General features: G+C 49.5%; 11 protein-coding genes. 5 read left to right on the top strand and 6 right to left on the bottom strand.

Annotated elements, in window-relative coordinates:
- The first annotated feature begins 57 nt into the window (after positions 1-57).
- Positions 58-258, top strand: coding sequence for a YgaP family membrane protein (locus C9I92_RS13205; RefSeq protein ID WP_047883547.1), 201 nt, complete (start codon positions 58-60; stop codon positions 256-258).
- 62 nt (positions 259-320) lie between these two features.
- Positions 321-2,024 carry an FAD-dependent oxidoreductase gene (locus C9I92_RS13200; protein ID WP_047883546.1) on the top strand — a complete coding sequence of 568 codons (1,704 nt, stop codon included), beginning with the start codon at positions 321-323 and terminating at the stop codon, positions 2,022-2,024.
- Positions 2,025-2,173: 149 nt separating this feature from the next.
- On the opposite strand, the gene C9I92_RS13195 is transcribed toward C9I92_RS13200, so the two are convergent.
- Entirely contained in the window at positions 2,174-3,283 is a 1,110-nt protein-coding gene (locus C9I92_RS13195) for a hypothetical protein (RefSeq protein WP_157038300.1), read from the bottom strand.
- Between the two features lie 313 nt (positions 3,284-3,596).
- Positions 3,597-3,983, bottom strand: coding sequence for a DUF805 domain-containing protein (locus tag C9I92_RS13190; RefSeq protein ID WP_047883648.1), 387 nt, complete (start codon positions 3,981-3,983; stop codon positions 3,597-3,599).
- 160 nt (positions 3,984-4,143) lie between these two features.
- On the opposite strand from C9I92_RS13190, the gene C9I92_RS13185 reads away from it, so the two are divergent.
- On the top strand, positions 4,144-4,509 hold the full coding sequence (locus C9I92_RS13185) for a YcgJ family protein (protein WP_053061709.1): 366 nt from the start codon (positions 4,144-4,146) through the stop codon (positions 4,507-4,509).
- Positions 4,510-4,682: 173 nt separating this feature from the next.
- Here C9I92_RS13185 and C9I92_RS13180 read toward each other — a convergent pair whose 3' ends face one another.
- Positions 4,683-5,591 (bottom strand): LysR family transcriptional regulator, encoded by a 909-nt coding sequence (locus C9I92_RS13180; protein WP_047883545.1) that lies wholly within the window; start codon positions 5,589-5,591, stop codon positions 4,683-4,685.
- 153 nt (positions 5,592-5,744) lie between these two features.
- Between C9I92_RS13180 and C9I92_RS13175 the strand changes: the two genes are divergently transcribed.
- Together C9I92_RS13175 and C9I92_RS13170 are read left to right on the top strand one after the other, a co-directional pair.
- Positions 5,745-7,433 (top strand): L-lactate permease, encoded by a 1,689-nt coding sequence (locus tag C9I92_RS13175; RefSeq protein ID WP_047883544.1) that lies wholly within the window; start codon positions 5,745-5,747, stop codon positions 7,431-7,433.
- Positions 7,434-7,605: 172 nt separating this feature from the next.
- Positions 7,606-10,449: an FAD-binding and (Fe-S)-binding domain-containing protein gene (locus tag C9I92_RS13170; RefSeq protein ID WP_047883543.1), complete on the top strand. Its 2,844-nt coding sequence runs from the start codon at positions 7,606-7,608 to the stop codon at positions 10,447-10,449.
- 95 nt (positions 10,450-10,544) lie between these two features.
- On the opposite strand, the gene C9I92_RS13165 is transcribed toward C9I92_RS13170, so the two are convergent.
- The 3 genes from C9I92_RS13165 to C9I92_RS13155 form a co-directional block, all read right to left on the bottom strand.
- On the bottom strand, positions 10,545-10,820 hold the full coding sequence (locus tag C9I92_RS13165; protein ID WP_047883542.1) for a hypothetical protein: 276 nt from the start codon (positions 10,818-10,820) through the stop codon (positions 10,545-10,547).
- 171 nt (positions 10,821-10,991) lie between these two features.
- Complete coding sequence (locus tag C9I92_RS13160) at positions 10,992-11,708, bottom strand: DUF2799 domain-containing protein (RefSeq protein ID WP_053061708.1); 717 nt, start codon at positions 11,706-11,708, stop codon at positions 10,992-10,994.
- Between the two features lie 254 nt (positions 11,709-11,962).
- Positions 11,963-12,211 (bottom strand): DUF3297 family protein, encoded by a 249-nt coding sequence (locus C9I92_RS13155; protein WP_047883541.1) that lies wholly within the window; start codon positions 12,209-12,211, stop codon positions 11,963-11,965.
- Between the last annotated feature and the right edge of the window lie 159 nt (positions 12,212-12,370).

Below are 12,370 nucleotides of genomic sequence, written 5' to 3'. Positions count from 1 at the left end.
TGCTAATTTTTAAAATTATAGTAAGGCTAACTGAAACGGATATCGAGGAGTATGAAAATGACGTTAGAAAATGCAGTGCGTGTTTTTGCCGGAATAATGGTGCTCCTGTCCGTCGCCTTGACTTTATGGGTCCATCCTAATTTCTTCTGGCTGACCGTGTTTATAGGTGCAAACCTTATTCAAAGTGCCTTTACGGGCTTTTGCCCGGCAGCCATGATCCTCAGCAGGCTGGGGTTTTCTAATGGTCCGGTCAGGTAAACCTGTTTAACACGAGCCGGCATGAGGCCGGCTTGTTCAATTCTGTATTAATGGAGCGAATGATGACAAAAATTCTGATTGTCGGTGGGGTCGCGGGAGGCGCATCAGCAGCGGCACGAGCAAGGCGTCTGAGTGAAGACGCTGAAATCATCATGTTCGAACGTGGTAAATTTGTATCTTTTGCGAACTGTGGTTTGCCATACCACATCGGTGGGGATATTCAGGACCGCAGTAAACTGCTGCTTCAGACACCGGACAGTTTCCTGGCACGTTTCAATGTGGATGTCCGAGTATTCAATGAAGTCACCGGTATCAATCGGGAAAACAAAACCGTCACGGTTAAAAACCTGATTGACGGTCAGGAATACACCGAAAACTATGACTTTTTGCTGCTGAGCCCGGGCGCTGGGCCGATCGTTCCGCCAATTCCCGGCATCAACAACCCGCTGACGCACTCCCTGCGTAATATCCCGGATATGGATAAAATCATCCAGACTCTGCAAATGAACAAACCCGAGCATGCCACGGTTGTCGGCGGCGGGTTTATTGGTCTGGAAATGATGGAAGCCTTCCACCAGCTGGGGATTCCAACCACCCTGATTGAAATGGCCGATCAGGTCATGACCCCGGTCGACCGCGAAATGGCCGGTTTTGTTCATAACGAGATCCGCAACAAAGGCATCGATCTGCGTTTAGGCGTGGCGTTACAGTCCGTAGAATTTGTTCCCAGCACTTCTGTGGCCAACCGCAATGCCGGTGAAACGGATGAACATCAGCACCTTGAAGGAGAGCTGAATCTGACCCTGAACAACGGTGACACCCTGACCACTGATATTCTGATCATGGCAATTGGTGTCCGCCCGGACATCAAGCTGGCACAGGATGCCGGTTTGCAGATTGGCAGCACCGGCGGTATTTACACCAACGAATACATGCAAACCAGTGACCCTGCGATTTACGCTGTGGGCGATGCGGTAGAAGAAACCGATTTTGTCACCGGCAAGCCAACCCTGGTTCCTTTAGCGGGACCAGCGAACCGTCAGGGACGCATTGCAGCAGACAATATGCTTGGTCGCCAGGAAACCTATCAGCGCACACAAGGCACCGCGATTTGTAAAGTGTTTGATATCGCGGTCGGCTCAACTGGTAAAAACGAGAAGCAGCTTCAGCGTGAAGGGCTGGCCTATGAAAAGGCATATGTCCATACCGCCAGCCATGCCAGCTACTACCCCGGCGCAGAAGTGGTTTCACTGAAGCTGTTGTTTGACCCGCACAGCGGCAAAATTCTGGGCGCTCAGGCGGTCGGTAAAGACGGTATCGACAAGCGTATTGATGTTCTGGCGGTGGCGCAGCGCGCAGGTATGACCGTCGAGCAACTGCAGCACCTGGAGTTAACCTATGCTCCGCCATACGGCAGTGCGAAAGACGTGATCAACCAAGCGGCATTTGTCGCGACCAATATCCTCAAAGGTGACGCGACGCCGATTCATTACGACGCGATCGATCAGCTCAGTGATGATCAGATTCTGCTGGACGTTCGTAATCCGGGTGAGCTAAGCAATGTCGGCTATATCGATGGTGCCATCAATATCCCGGTTGATCAGTTACGTCAGCGTATGGACGAGCTGCCAAAAGACAAAGAAATCGTGATTTACTGTCAGGTGGGTCTGCGAGGAAACGTTGCGTATCGTCAACTGGTAAACAATGGCTATAAAGCCTGTAACCTGATTGGTGGATACCGGACCTGGTTAACGGCCAAGCAATAATTGCCCCGAACCGCCACTACCTCGTCCCCTACTAACCACATGATGGCAACGAATACTGCAGTTGGCAGTTTAGGTTAAGTGACGGGGAAGAATAAAAAGGCCTGATGCATATGCATCAGGCCTTTTTGCCATTATTAATGGTATTGGTATCAGCTTTTACTGCCTTTGTACTTATCGTCAGACTTTCCTTTGCCCTTGTTGTCATACTTCCCGCCAGAGCTATCGTCTGAGCTGTTATCGTACTTGCCGCTGTACTTGTCATCCCCGTATTGATCGTCGGAACTGTCGTCGTACTTATCACTGTACTTGTCATCGCCGTATTTATCATCGGAGCTATCATCGTACTTGTCGCTGTACTTGTCATCACCGTACTGATCATCGGAGCTGTCGTCGTACTTGTCACTGTACTTGTCATCGCCGTACTGATCGTCGGAACTATCATCGTACTTGTCATGATACTGACCATCTTTGTAATAATGATGGCGATACCAGTCATACGGATACTTAGGCTGGAATTTTTTCAGGTCCAGCACTAAGAGGCAGTCAAAATAGATGCCATCACCGACACTCTCGTAATATTCAGAGCGATCAACTAAACAGGATGCACGCACCGATCCTTTGTGCCAGGCGTAATCACCACTGGTTTTGATGATCCCGTTTTTATCATTAGACGCCCCGGTAAAATGGGTGATGGTATACCCGTCATAGGTCTTCGTTTCCTGCAGAACGGGCTGAACCGTTGTTTGCCCCCGAGTAACCACCAGACCTCCCGACAGATACAAGAATGTCGTACCAATCAGTTTCGAACCGTCACCTTCTGAGGTCACTTCTGACCAGCATTCAGTGGCACTACCAATTACGTCACCGGATATGATCTCTTTCACCTCAAGATCAAAACAGTAAGCAGAATCGGGCTTTTTATCCCCGTCGTAATCCGGGACTTCCTTTTCGTACATATAACCTTTACCGGCCACACGCAGAGCTAACCGTTTGGCCGAATCATCATCACTGTAATCGTCGCTTCCGTCAGAGGTGGTTTCATAATAGGTGGTGGTCGTCTTACCGTTGTAAGTGGTCGTCATTGATTCAGTATAAGTCGTGGAATGCCCTCCCCCGTTTCCGTAACTGCTTTTTTCATAACTACTTTTGTCATAACTACTATTGTCGCCACTGTCGTATTCACTTCCTGAAGCCAAGCCTTGACTCGCATAACTGAGGCAGCATGCCGTCAGTGCGAGCGTTATTTTGTTCATTCTCATCGTTATACTCCACATACTTCTGTGGTATCACGGAACAATGTTTAGCCAACAGACGGGGCATCTCACCAGCACTACGACAATGTCTCACTGGCGAGATACACCTGAGTAACGGGATAAGTGTAGATGACTTAAACTGGCCTTCACGGCGGACTCGTCGCCTGTCTCGCAAGTTAAAACGATGCTGATTCATAACGTTGAAGGTGATTTTCACACTTGAAACGGTTCTGAATTTCGCATCGTATTCTTACAAATAAGACAAAAGTGGCATAAAAAAGCCCGGCATCAGCCGGGCCAGATACGTTTAATCTGTGATTCAGAGATGCATGTGCCCTTCCCGACTTTTCTTCGGATTGGGACCAAATTCGTTGCTGTCCGCCTGGCTGTCCTGAACAAAGAAATACAGCAGAACCAGAAAACCGATCACCGGCACCAGACCAATCAACATCCACCAGCCACTTTTATCAATGTCATGCAAACGACGCACACCAACAGCAATTGAAGGCAGTAAAACAGCCAGAGAATAGACAGAACCAAGTAACCCGGCTCCTTCTGCCGAGCCTGGAGTACCTAACCGGGTATCCACCCAGGACAGCACCACACTGATCACGATATTGACCAGGAAGAAATACCAATACTCTTTACGTCGTGCTCGTCCTTTAAAAACCGCATACTTCTTAAGCACATAAAGATACCAGTTCATAATTTCATTCATTGCATTCATCCACTTCTTACTGATGGCTGTGTGCTAAAAGTATAATCTGAATCAAGGTTCTTAATTCTCTGATCTCATACATTGTTTCGTCATATTTTTTGTAAGCTTTTTGATGAACCGATTAGCTTTGATATCAGGTGAGTCCACTATGAAGATTCTTCCTCTTCTCCTTCTTCAGATTGCATTGTTTGTGGGTTTTGGCTGGGTGCAGGCAACACCGGAACTTGGCGGTAGTGTTTATTCGCCGGACAAGGGCGTCATTTGCGACAAAGTTTCAGGTTTTTGTGTGGATCAGTATGGTATTTCGATGGGGTTTACTAAAGAGTTTCTGGGTCAGGACGCTGAAACAAAACTGATGGAAAAAATCAATCAGGCCGGAACAGAGAAATTTGACGCTGCCCGCTACACCTTCAGTAATAGTGTGTACTGCGATTCTGAGCAGCGCACCTGCTTTGAGGACTACGATTCCGATAATCTGGCCTCCGATTATATTCAGATTCTCTTTCCGGAATAAAACGCCCCTCAACCCCACCAGCGATCCAGCACACCACTTCACAGCGGTTTTGTCTTAAGTATTGGCAATAGAGTGTTGGCAATCGTGAATGCAGCTCGCCCCGTCCACTGGCGATAAATAGCCTGCCAACGACTAATATCAGCCGTTGGCAGAGCAAGTCTCTCGACATGTATTTAGTGGCAGAAGTAGTGGCTGATTTCCATGTAACGCTTTCTGATGTGTTCGATCAGCAACTTAATCTTCTGCGACGGCTGGCGGGTATACGGATAGACAGCGTAAATACCCAGCCGCTTGCCCACCTGTTCGGGAAACAGGTCAATCAGCTGCCCGCCCATGATGTCGTGGTAGACCAGGCAACGCGGCACATACGCGATCCCGTACCCTCCCAGAGCGGCTTTTCGTAATGCACCGGCATTATCCGTTGAGAAACTGCCGCTGACATGGAGCATATAGTTACCCTGTTCACCAATGAATTCCCACTCCGATGCGCCTGTCATCTGGTAAGCATACTGTAAGCAGTTATGCCGGATGAGATCCTGCGGCCGCTCCGGACGACCATTCCGGGTAACATAAGATGGCGCGGCACAAATTACCCATTGGGAGTCAAGCAGGTGGCGAGCGATCAGGCTCGAGTCTTCAAGATACCCGGTCCGGATCACCAGATCGAAACCATCTTCAATCAGATCGACAAAGCGATTATCCAGCGACATATCGACGGTAATTCCGGGATGTAATGTACAAAATTCCGCCACTGCATCTGCCAGAACTAGGTCGCCGGAGATCGTGGGTACAGACATCTTGACATGACCGCTGACTTTTTCGCCATATCCGCTCACGGCATCGAGCGCTTCCATCGTGGCTTGCTTCACATTTTTCGCACCCTGATACAGTACCTTCCCGGCCTCGCTGACCGTGAGTTTACGGGTGGTCCGAAACAGCAGTTGTACCCCGAGATCTTCCTCAAGCCGGGCGATTCGCTTGCTAACCACTGAATTTGTAAGGGAATTTAACTCTGCCACTTTGCTGAAGGACCCATGTTCCACTACCTGGGCAAACAGGATCAGGTCGTCTGTCTTAGCCATCATTTATCCATTTTTGGAAGAAATCTTTTTCATTATTTCCCTATATCAAATAAAAGGAAAGATTTAATGTCACAGCCGGTTAACAATTATGAAAATAAGCATAACAACCACTGACTACGTGCAAAAAAACAACAATCCGAAGGATTAGAGAGCATGAATGATACCCTACTCGCTTTAATCGCCTTTTCACCCATCGCCGTTGCGGCGGTGTTACTGGTTGGCCTGAACTGGCCAGCCAAGAAAGCCATGCCAGTGGCTTTCCTGATGACCGTTGTCATCGCACTGTTCTGCTGGGACATGTCCCTGAACCGCGTATTGGCTTCCTCCCTTCAGGGACTGACCATTACCGTGTCTGTTCTGTGGATCGTCTTCGGCGCGATTTTCCTGCTGAACACACTCAAACACACCGGAGCTATCACCACGATTCGCAACGGGTTTACCGACATTTCCAGTGACCGCCGCATTCAGGCCATTATCATTGCCTGGTGTTTCGGCTCATTCATTGAAGGTGCATCCGGATTTGGTACGCCTGCTGCTATTGCCGCCCCCCTTCTGGTTGCAATCGGTTTTCCGGCATTGGCAGCGGTCCTGATGGGCATGATGATCCAGTCTACCCCAGTGTCATTCGGTGCCGTGGGCACCCCGATTCTGGTGGGTGTGAGCAAGGGCCTGGATACACACAATATCGGAGAGACGCTGGCGCAAAACGGTGCCAGCTGGGATATCTACCTGCAGCAAATCACCACTAACGTTGCTCTGATTCACGCCACTGTCGGTACGCTGATGCCGGTACTCATGGCGATGATGCTGACCCGCTTTTTCGGTAAAAACAAAAGCTGGACAGAAGGACTGGATATTCTGCCGTTCGCGTTGTTTGCCGGAGTCGCCTTTACCGTGCCTTATGCCCTGACCGGTATGCTGCTTGGCCCTGAGTTTCCGTCTCTGATTGGGGGATTAATTGGTCTGGCGATTGTAGTCACTGCAGCGAAGAAAGGCTTTCTGGTTCCAAAAAGTCAGTGGGACTTTGAATCAGAAGACAAGTGGCCTGCTGAATGGTTGGGATCACTGAAGGTTGAGCTGAAAGAGACCAAAACGCCGATGAGCCTGACTATGGCCTGGGCACCGTATGTGCTGCTGGCTGTGGTACTGGTTGCCAGCCGCGTCAGTACTGAGTTCAAAGCCGTGCTACAAGGTATCAGCCTGTCTTTCAACAACATTCTGGGTGAAACCGGGGTAAGCGCTGCGATTCAGCCACTGTACCTGCCGGGGGGCATTCTGGTGTTCGTCGCTATCGTTGCCGCACTGGTACAATCCCGTCAGGTCAAACCGCTGGGCGAAGCGTTCGGTGAGTCAAGCAAGACCCTGATTGGTGCCGGCTTCGTGCTGATTTTCACCATACCAATGGTACGTATTTTCATCAACTCCGGGGTCAATGCAGCGGATCTGGCAAGTATGCCGGTCACAACCGCGCACTTTGCCTCCAACATGGTTGGCGACTTTTTCCCGGCACTGAGTGCCACCATCGGTGCGCTGGGTGCGTTCATTGCGGGTTCGAACACAGTGTCCAACATGATGTTCAGCCAGTTCCAGTTTGAAGTCGCGCAGGCGCTGACGGTATCAAGTGCCGGTATTGTGGCCCTTCAGGCTGTCGGGGCGGCCGCCGGTAACATGATTGCGATTCACAACGTTGTTGCCGCCTCTGCCACAGTGGGTCTGCTGGGTCGCGAAGGTGCCACCTTACGTAAAACCGTTATCCCAACGTTTTACTACCTCGTGGTGACGGGCGTCATCGGCCTCACCATCATCTACGGCATGCAATTAACCGATGCCCTGATGAAATAACGCCTCTACGCGAAGGGCCGGCAATCTAAGCTGGCCCTGAGCCATTGAGGTGCCCCGTATCGCAATCTGAAACAATAACAATGAAGAGACGGATTGCGAATCGTATGATAATAAAATGTGATTATTCAACAGTGTCTCATTCTTGCCGATGAGCGCTGATTGAGGAAATACCATGAGCAAAAATTACGCATTATTGGAAGCCCAACTCTCCACATTCATCGAACGCGAACGCATCGTTACCGAAGAAGCCAAACGGCTGGCCTACGGTACGGATGCCAGTTTTTATCGCTTGATTCCGCAAATTGTCGTCCGGTTGAAAAACCTGGACGAAGTCATTTTTACCATCAAGGCCTGTCGCGAGCATGACATCCCGTTTACCTTCCGCGCGGCAGGAACCAGCCTTTCCGGTCAGGCCGTCTCTGACTCGGTGCTGATCACCCTGACCGATGACTGGCGCGGCCACGACATTCTGGCTGACGGCGAGAAAATTCGCCTGCAACCGGGCGTTATCGGCGCGGATGCCAACCGCTACCTGGCTCCGTTTCAGCGGAAAATCGGTCCGGATCCGGCATCCATCAACACCTGTAAAATCGGTGGTATTGCCGCGAACAACGCCAGCGGCATGTGCTGTGGTACGGCGCAGAACTCATACAAAACTGTCGACAGCATGAAGATTGTATTCACCGACGGCACCATCCTGGATACGGCCAGCGAAGACAGTATTCAGGCCTTCAGACAACAGCGACCGGATATCATTGAGGGCGTTGAGAAGCTGGTGGATGCAACCCGTAACAATCCCGAACTGGCCGAGCGAATCCGCCATAAATACCGCCTGAAAAACACCACAGGTTACGCCCTGAATGCACTGGTGGATTATTCTGATCCGATCGAAGTCATTGAGCACCTGATGATCGGCTCTGAGGGAACGTTGGGCTTTATCGCTGACATTACCTACAACACTGTGATTGAGCATCCGCATAAAGCGTCTGCCCTGTTGGTATTCGACAACATTGAAGCCGCCAGCCAGGCGGTGTCGGTGCTGGCGAAAACACCGGTTTCTGCCGTCGAAATGATGGATGGCCGCGCGTTGCGCTCCGTAGCGGATAAACCGGGAATGCCGGACTACATCCGCGAGCTGGATCTCGAAGCCGCAGCCCTGCTGGTTGAATCTCGCGCCGGTTGTCAGCATTCGCTGGATGAGCAATGCCAGACAATTATGGCTTCACTGGCGGATTTTACGATTATCCATTCCACCGCCTTTACTACCGATGCCGCCACCGTAGCCACCCTGTGGGCTATTCGTAAAGGCATGTTCCCGGCCGTTGGTGCCGTGCGTGAAACCGGAACGACCGTCATCATCGAAGATGTGGCTTTTCCGGTTGATCATCTGGCAAACGGTGTCCGCGAGCTGCAACAGCTATTTGATCAGTTCCAGTACAATGAAGCCATCATTTTTGGCCATGCGCTGGAAGGCAACCTGCACTTTGTTTTCACTCAGGGCTTTGAGCGCCAGTCTGAAGTTGAACGTTACGGTCAGTTCATGGACGCGGTGGCAGAGTTAGTCGCGGTTAAGTATCAGGGTTCCCTGAAAGCAGAGCACGGTACCGGTCGCAACATGGCACCTTATGTTGAGCTGGAATGGGGCAAAGACGGCTACGCGCTGATGAAACAGATTAAATCGCTGTTCGACCCGCAAGGCTTGCTCAACCCTGGCGTGATCATCAATGAAGATAAACACGCACACATCAGCAACCTCAAACCCATGCCGGCTGCCGATGAGTTGGTCGACCGCTGTATTGAGTGTGGATTCTGTGAGCCGGTTTGCCCGTCGCGGACTCTGACCTTGTCTCCTCGCCAGCGTATTGTCTTATACCGCGAGCTGCAGCACCGTGAGCGTAAATATCTGGCGGGTAATGGCCGCAAGCCGCCAGTCGATGAACTGCGCAAAGTGTTTGAATATCAGGGCTTGGACACCTGTGCCGCCACCGGCCTGTGTGCCGAACGTTGTCCGGTGGGTATTAACACAGGCGATCTGGTGAAAAAGCTGCGCATTGAAAAATACCAGCGCTTTACGCCAATTGCCCGCTGGACGGCCGACCATTTCTCAGCAACAACCAAAATGGTGACAGCAGGTCTGAAGGCCAATCAGGTTGCGCAGAAAGTGTTTGGTGAAGGCGCCGTCAGTGGCATGACCAACGGATTACGCAAACTGACTGGCGGCAGTACCCCACAATGGATTCCGGAAATGCCAACAGCAAACCGCCACCCCTTTGAAACGGAAGCCGCGAAGACTCACAAGCACACCGGAAATACCACGAAAAAAGTGGTGTACGTGCCCTCTTGCGCCACCCGAACCATGGGGCAACAGCAAGATGCTCAAGATCAGCGCCCACTCACCGAGGTCACACTCTCCGTGCTGCGCAAGGCTGGTTACGAAGTAATTATCCCGAAATCCATCAGTGAGCAATGCTGCGGCATGCCGTATGACAGCAAAGGGATGAATGAGCTGGCAACACAGAAAGTGACCGCCCTTGAGCAAGTGATCTGGGATACCAGTGAACAAGGTGAGTTACCAGTGCTGATGGACACCAGCCCATGCGCTAAGCGGAGTATTGAAAACTTTACTCGCCCTTTGAACGTATACGAACCCGCAGGATTTACCGCGGAGTTCCTGCTGCCACACCTGACGCTGACCCCGGTGCAAGAGACCGTAATGCTGCACGTAACCTGTAGCTCCCGGCGTATGGGTCTGGAAAACCAGATGCTGAAACTTGCCCAATCATGTGCCACTGATGTGGTTCTGCCAGAGCACATTCAGTGTTGTGGCTGGGCTGGTGACAAGGGCTTCACTACGCCGGAACTGAATCAGGCTGCTGTCAGCCCGCTGAAAAAGCAGGTGCCTGAACACTGTAGCCGCGGATTCAGCAACAGCCGCACCTGTGAAATTGGCTTGTCGCACCATAGCGGCATCCCTTACCAGTCTATCCTGTATCTGGTCGATGAGGCAGCTAGCTAAGCCATAACAGAAGCCACCGCAACACTCGATTAAACCGCCCTTTAATGGGCGGTTTTTATGTCAGACTTTTTTATCAGGCATTTGACTTACAAAACCTAGAGGTTGATGATTTTGTTTTGACGGACAAACGTTGGGATTTCAAGCGGTTCTTTTGTACCACCGAATGACGCGTCATAGCTTTGCTCTGCAGTTTCACTTTGATCGACTATGGCTTTAAGCTCCTCAAAACTGACACCAAAAAAGCGAGAGGCCCTCATTAATCCATTGATATATTGCTTTTTCTCTGCCTTTTTAATCCCTTCAAAATCTGACATCAGATTGTACTGATTAATCTCATCTTTTAGGTACGATAAAAATTCAGACTTTTCCATATCTCCCCTCATTTTATGATATCCCGACTCACCTGAAGCACTTACACAACCCCAATTGAAACCCTAATACTGGGTTATTCCAATACACACGTAAGAGATATGCCTCAGAACTGCCTGTGTATATAAAATTTAACCGTGATTAAACCCGTTAGTGACTCAATCCAATCGCGACTAGAATAAATCAGCAATATGTTTGATGTTTTGTATCGTGTTATCGGTCTGAACTAACGTTTCATAATAGTTCTGTTTATCTCTTAAAGTCGCCAATCGATTATTCAGTTGTAAACGGTGAGACGCAGATATCGAATCTATCGCCAACTCCTCATTGATACCGGCTATCTCACGGACGACTTTATGCAGCTCAAGCTCTAATTCATATCGGCTGACATCGTTTTTAACTCGCTTCAGCTCTGCTTTAGCCGATTTTAGACCTGTTGTGAACGTCTGTCTTTCATCGGCAGGCGTCGATTCATCATCCAGCTTTGATTTGTAATAACTCACATTGTCTTCAATTGAGCGTAAGTAAGCACTGGCCTTTGCCAGGTTATAATACGGCGTGTAACCCGCTAAAAATTCGTTCGCTAACTCGGCTGGGCAGACATTTTCATATTCTTTATTTGCTTGACCAACGAGAATACCATTATTGTATGAACAATAAGATTTCAGGCCATCACTTCGACCATTGTTATAACGCTGAGCATCAACCGCTACACCATATTCAGCACAATCTTTACTGTAAGTAGCAGATTGATTTTTCTTGCCTTCCTGACCGTCAGCTAAACCAATCTGATACCAGTCCCCCAGCTGACATTCTTCTTCACTGAGTGAAGCACACCCGGATAGACTCAGCAACGCAACGCTGGTAAGCAATAAATGGAATTTATTCACTATTTTAAATTTCCTTATAAAACCCTGAATGACGCTCCCCGATACAAAGTAACAAAATAATGGTTATTGATATCGAAAATTCAGAGAAACAGAGCCAATAGTAAATCACTTAAAGCGCATACAATAAAGGACTCAATTTAACAGCAGGAAAAAATATCTGAAAGGAATTGGGGGTAAATGAGGGGGAGGAGGTAAACACAATACATAGAGCATACGTTGCTCTATGTATTGTCTATAAGCAGTAAAACTACGGCTTACTTATAGAACGCTTCCACTTCGCCTTTCAGCGTAACAAGCATTGGGTTACCGTAACGGTCTTTTGCTTTCGGTGAAGGGATTTTTACCCAGCCTTCACTGATGCAATATTCTTCAACATCACTACGCTCTTTACCATTAAAGAGAATACCAATGTGGTGCTCGAAGCATTCAGCCACGAAGTGTGGACTGCGAGGATTACCCGACAGACGATCCGGCAAAGCTGGTTTTGCGTTGTTTTCGCTCATTTTTTAACCTAGAAAGCTAGAATAGATATGTGATTTGTCATTTTAGTCAATGCGAGCCATACGCTCAACAACCTTAAGCAAAGTGAGTAGTACTTTTCACTCCTGCCGCTAGCCAATGGCACTTCGCCAACGTTGGTTAACCAACGCTAATCAACCAAT

It is taken from the genome of Photobacterium ganghwense (assembly GCF_003025595.1).
Taxonomy (GTDB): Bacteria; Pseudomonadota; Gammaproteobacteria; order Enterobacterales; family Vibrionaceae; genus Photobacterium; species Photobacterium ganghwense.
This window is presented reverse-complemented; position numbering and strand designations above follow the sequence as displayed.

Excerpts from the sequence above, each read along its gene's own strand:
- C9I92_RS13205 (WP_047883547.1), top strand. The coding sequence starts at position 58 with ATGACGTTAGAAAATGCAGTGCGTGTTTTTGCCGGAATAATGGTGCTC.
- C9I92_RS13200 (WP_047883546.1), top strand. The coding sequence starts at position 321 with ATGACAAAAATTCTGATTGTCGGTGGGGTCGCGGGAGGCGCATCAGCA.
- C9I92_RS13195 (WP_157038300.1), bottom strand. The coding sequence starts at position 3,283 with ATGAGAATGAACAAAATAACGCTCGCACTGACGGCATGCTGCCTCAGT.
- C9I92_RS13190 (WP_047883648.1), bottom strand. The coding sequence starts at position 3,983 with ATGAACTGGTATCTTTATGTGCTTAAGAAGTATGCGGTTTTTAAAGGA.
- C9I92_RS13185 (WP_053061709.1), top strand. The coding sequence starts at position 4,144 with ATGAAGATTCTTCCTCTTCTCCTTCTTCAGATTGCATTGTTTGTGGGT.
- C9I92_RS13180 (WP_047883545.1), bottom strand. The coding sequence starts at position 5,591 with ATGGCTAAGACAGACGACCTGATCCTGTTTGCCCAGGTAGTGGAACAT.
- C9I92_RS13175 (WP_047883544.1), top strand. The coding sequence starts at position 5,745 with ATGAATGATACCCTACTCGCTTTAATCGCCTTTTCACCCATCGCCGTT.
- C9I92_RS13170 (WP_047883543.1), top strand. The coding sequence starts at position 7,606 with ATGAGCAAAAATTACGCATTATTGGAAGCCCAACTCTCCACATTCATC.
- C9I92_RS13165 (WP_047883542.1), bottom strand. The coding sequence starts at position 10,820 with ATGGAAAAGTCTGAATTTTTATCGTACCTAAAAGATGAGATTAATCAG.
- C9I92_RS13155 (WP_047883541.1), bottom strand. The coding sequence starts at position 12,211 with ATGAGCGAAAACAACGCAAAACCAGCTTTGCCGGATCGTCTGTCGGGT.